This is a genomic window from uncultured Clostridium sp. (genome assembly GCF_947036855.1).
In the GTDB taxonomy this organism is placed as follows: Bacteria; Bacillota; Clostridia; order Clostridiales; family Clostridiaceae; genus Sarcina.
Genome location: NZ_CAMQRY010000202.1, coordinates 1 through 2,941, shown reverse-complemented (window position 1 = coordinate 2,941; position 2,941 = coordinate 1). Strand labels below are relative to the sequence as shown.

Below are 2,941 nucleotides of genomic sequence, written 5' to 3'. Positions count from 1 at the left end.
CTATAAAGTCGTTGTTTAATGTGGAAAGTCTTAATTTTGCAGTTTCTAAAAAACTACAAAGCATTATAAACTGGAATAGCTTACAACAAGCAAGATTTAATTATGATAAAGTTCAAAAATGTTGGTGTTTAATTGTGATTTACAATAAACAAGAGTTAGAAAACGATAAAACCAATGTGTGTAGTATAGATTTAGGTTTAGACAACATTGCTACATTAACTTTTAAAGATGGCTTAAATCAATATATCTTTTGTGGTAAAAAGTTGAAATCAGTTAATTCTTATACTAATAAGCAGATAGCACATTTTCAATCAATAGAAATGTTTAAATGTGGCTCTGATAAGTTTAAAAACACTAAAAAAATTAATAAAATTAGAAGATATAGAAATAATTATATTAATGACTATATGCATAAAGTTTCTAAATCTATAATTGATAAAGCTATTAAAAATGGTGTTGGTAAAATTGTAATAGGTAAATTAAAAGGAATCAAACAAGATATGAATTTTAATAAAACTTTTGTTCAAATTCCGATACAACGTTTAGCTGACTTAATTAGTTATAAAGCTAAATTGCAAGGTATAGATGTTAAGTTCCAAGAAGAAAGCTATACAAGTGGTTGTTCTGCATTTGATTTAGAACCTATTACAAAGAAGAGTTATGATAAATCAAGAAGAATAGTAAGAGGTCTTTTTGTAAGTAGTTTTGGACTTGTAAATTCAGATATAAACGGAAGTTTAAATATACTTAGAAAATCAGAGAAATGTATTCCCGACCTAATCAATTTAGTGAGGGATAATGGGCAATTGAACTCGCCTAAACGTATAAGGGTTGCCTGTTAAGGTGGAAACTTAAATACCAAACTACGTTAAAAGAATCTACGCCCCTTGTGGGTGTAGTAGTTCAATGAAATTTATTTGAAAAGTATTTAAAAATAAAATAAAGATAGAAAATATGATAAATTACTATTTTTAGTGTTACTAGTTTTAAAGTTTTTCATTATTATAATCAATTATAAAAAATTGAAAATAAGAGTAGGTAAGAATATTATTAAAATATATTAAAGGAAACTTTTAATAGAATAGTAGGGATTTTGTAGGGGTGATTATAAATGGCTAAATTTGAAAAGTTATGCTCAAATACAGGTGTTATAAAAATTATTGCAAGTAAAGGTGAGGTTATCACTGTTGCAGAAGGTTCATTTTTGTCAATGACAGATACTTTTGATGTAGTTTTAAAAAAGCATAAAGATATGAAAAAAACTTTAGAAAAATTTATTTCAGGTCATAAGGTGATGACTGAGGAATATACAGCTAAGGAAGATGGTGAATTAGTTGTAACAGACAGAAGACTTGGTGATGTGTTAATTATTGAGTTAGAAGACAAAAGAAAATATGTTATAGAAGAAAAGTGTTTCTTAGCATCAGTTGGTGATGTAACATACTCAGTTGAGGATGAAGGAATAAAAGGAATGTTTAGTGGTGAGGGAATATTTAGACTTGAAGTTAAAGGAACAGGAACTTTATGCCTTAGTGCTTATGGAGCAATTATTGAAAAAGAGTTAAATGAAGGTCAGTCAATGATTATAGATACAGACCATATTATTTTAAGACATTTAAGCACTGAGTATACTGTTGTAGAGCTAGAGCATACAAGAAAAGGTAAGCTTGAAGGCGAAGGTAAAGCAGTTAAGGTTTCAGGACCTGGAACAGTTTGGTACCAAACAAAAACTTTAAATTCATATATGAGTAACCCAGAATTATAATCCTGATAAATAATTCAAATTAAAGCACAAATAGAGTATGTATAATTCATTTATAAAGTGAATTATCTATACTCTATTTTTAGTATTTTAAAATAAAAAAAGCTTGTCTTAAAACAAACCTTTAATGAATTGTATAAGCTAACTAATTTCTATGAAAATGACCTAAAAGGAAAATTGCAAAATTAATTATATAGTATACAAGTACTACTGATACACCTATAAATGCAAAATTCATTTTTTCAGATAATAGATTTTTTAGTCTAGCTTTCTTTTCTTTATCAGGATCCTCTTCAGATCTAGAAATTTCTACTGTAGTTGTTATTAAATCAGCAGACAATAAAATGAATGCCCCTATTATAATAAGAACTGTTTGTGAAATTGGATTTAATGATGGCATATTAAAATCTCCTCTAAAAAATCATAATATCTATATTATAGCACTAATTTATTGTTTAAAATCAGAATAAATGAGATATTTACAATATTGTTATTATTAACTATATATATGTTTTATTTTATAAAAGTGTTAGTAATTTAGAAGTTAATTTCTAATATTGTTATATTAGGAATACATCCAAATCTAACAGGAAGACCTGTACTTCCAATACCTGTATTAACATATAATAAAATGTTTTTATTTTCTCCAATTGTATAAAAACCTCTATCATATCTCTCAGCAAGTCCTGTATTTACAAGAACTCCATAAAAGGGAATAAAGATTTGTCCACCATGACTATGTCCTGCAAGTGCTAAATCAATAGGATAAGTTGTGAATTTATCAATTAAATCAGGTTCATGCAGTAGTAGTAAATTGAAATCATCTTTATTTATATTAGATGTAGCTTTAGGAATATCAATCTTTCCTTGGAAAAAATCATCAATACCCATTATATTTATATGTTTATCATTAACTTTAATTTTTTTATTTTCATTTTTTAAAAGGGTAAAACCAGCATTTTTAAGTATTTTAGGATATGTATACCTATCACTCGGTGTAGAATCATGATTTCCATATACAGCAAATTTACCTATTTTAGCAGATATCTTAGCAAGTATTAAATCTGCTTTCCCATCATCAAAATAATATTTCATTTTATCAACTAAATCACCAGTAAGTATTACTATATCTGGATTTTCAGAGTTAATTTTATTTACTAATTTATCAAGTTGTTTTAT

General features: G+C 26.5%; 4 protein-coding genes. 2 read left to right on the top strand and 2 right to left on the bottom strand.

Annotation, left to right across the window (positions count from 1 at the left end; genetic code table 11):
- Positions 1 to 842: transposase (locus Q0V15_RS12745; RefSeq protein ID WP_297439518.1), on the top strand; the 842-nt coding region annotated here is incomplete at its 5' end.
- A gap of 269 nt (positions 843 to 1,111) precedes the next feature.
- Complete coding sequence (locus tag Q0V15_RS12740; protein ID WP_297439517.1) at positions 1,112 to 1,765, top strand: AIM24 family protein; 654 nt, start codon at positions 1,112 to 1,114, stop codon at positions 1,763 to 1,765.
- Between the two features lie 142 nt (positions 1,766 to 1,907).
- Here the strand turns inward: Q0V15_RS12740 and Q0V15_RS12735 are convergent, their stop codons facing one another.
- Both Q0V15_RS12735 and Q0V15_RS12730 read right to left on the bottom strand, forming a co-directional pair.
- Complete coding sequence (locus Q0V15_RS12735; RefSeq protein WP_297439516.1) at positions 1,908 to 2,162, bottom strand: hypothetical protein; 255 nt, start codon at positions 2,160 to 2,162, stop codon at positions 1,908 to 1,910.
- Positions 2,163 to 2,299: 137 nt separating this feature from the next.
- Positions 2,300 to 2,941: metallophosphoesterase (locus tag Q0V15_RS12730; protein ID WP_297439515.1), on the bottom strand; the 642-nt coding region annotated here is incomplete at its 5' end.

Excerpts from the sequence above, each read along its gene's own strand:
- Q0V15_RS12740 (WP_297439517.1), top strand. The coding sequence starts at position 1,112 with ATGGCTAAATTTGAAAAGTTATGCTCAAATACAGGTGTTATAAAAATT.
- Q0V15_RS12735 (WP_297439516.1), bottom strand. The coding sequence starts at position 2,162 with ATGCCATCATTAAATCCAATTTCACAAACAGTTCTTATTATAATAGGG.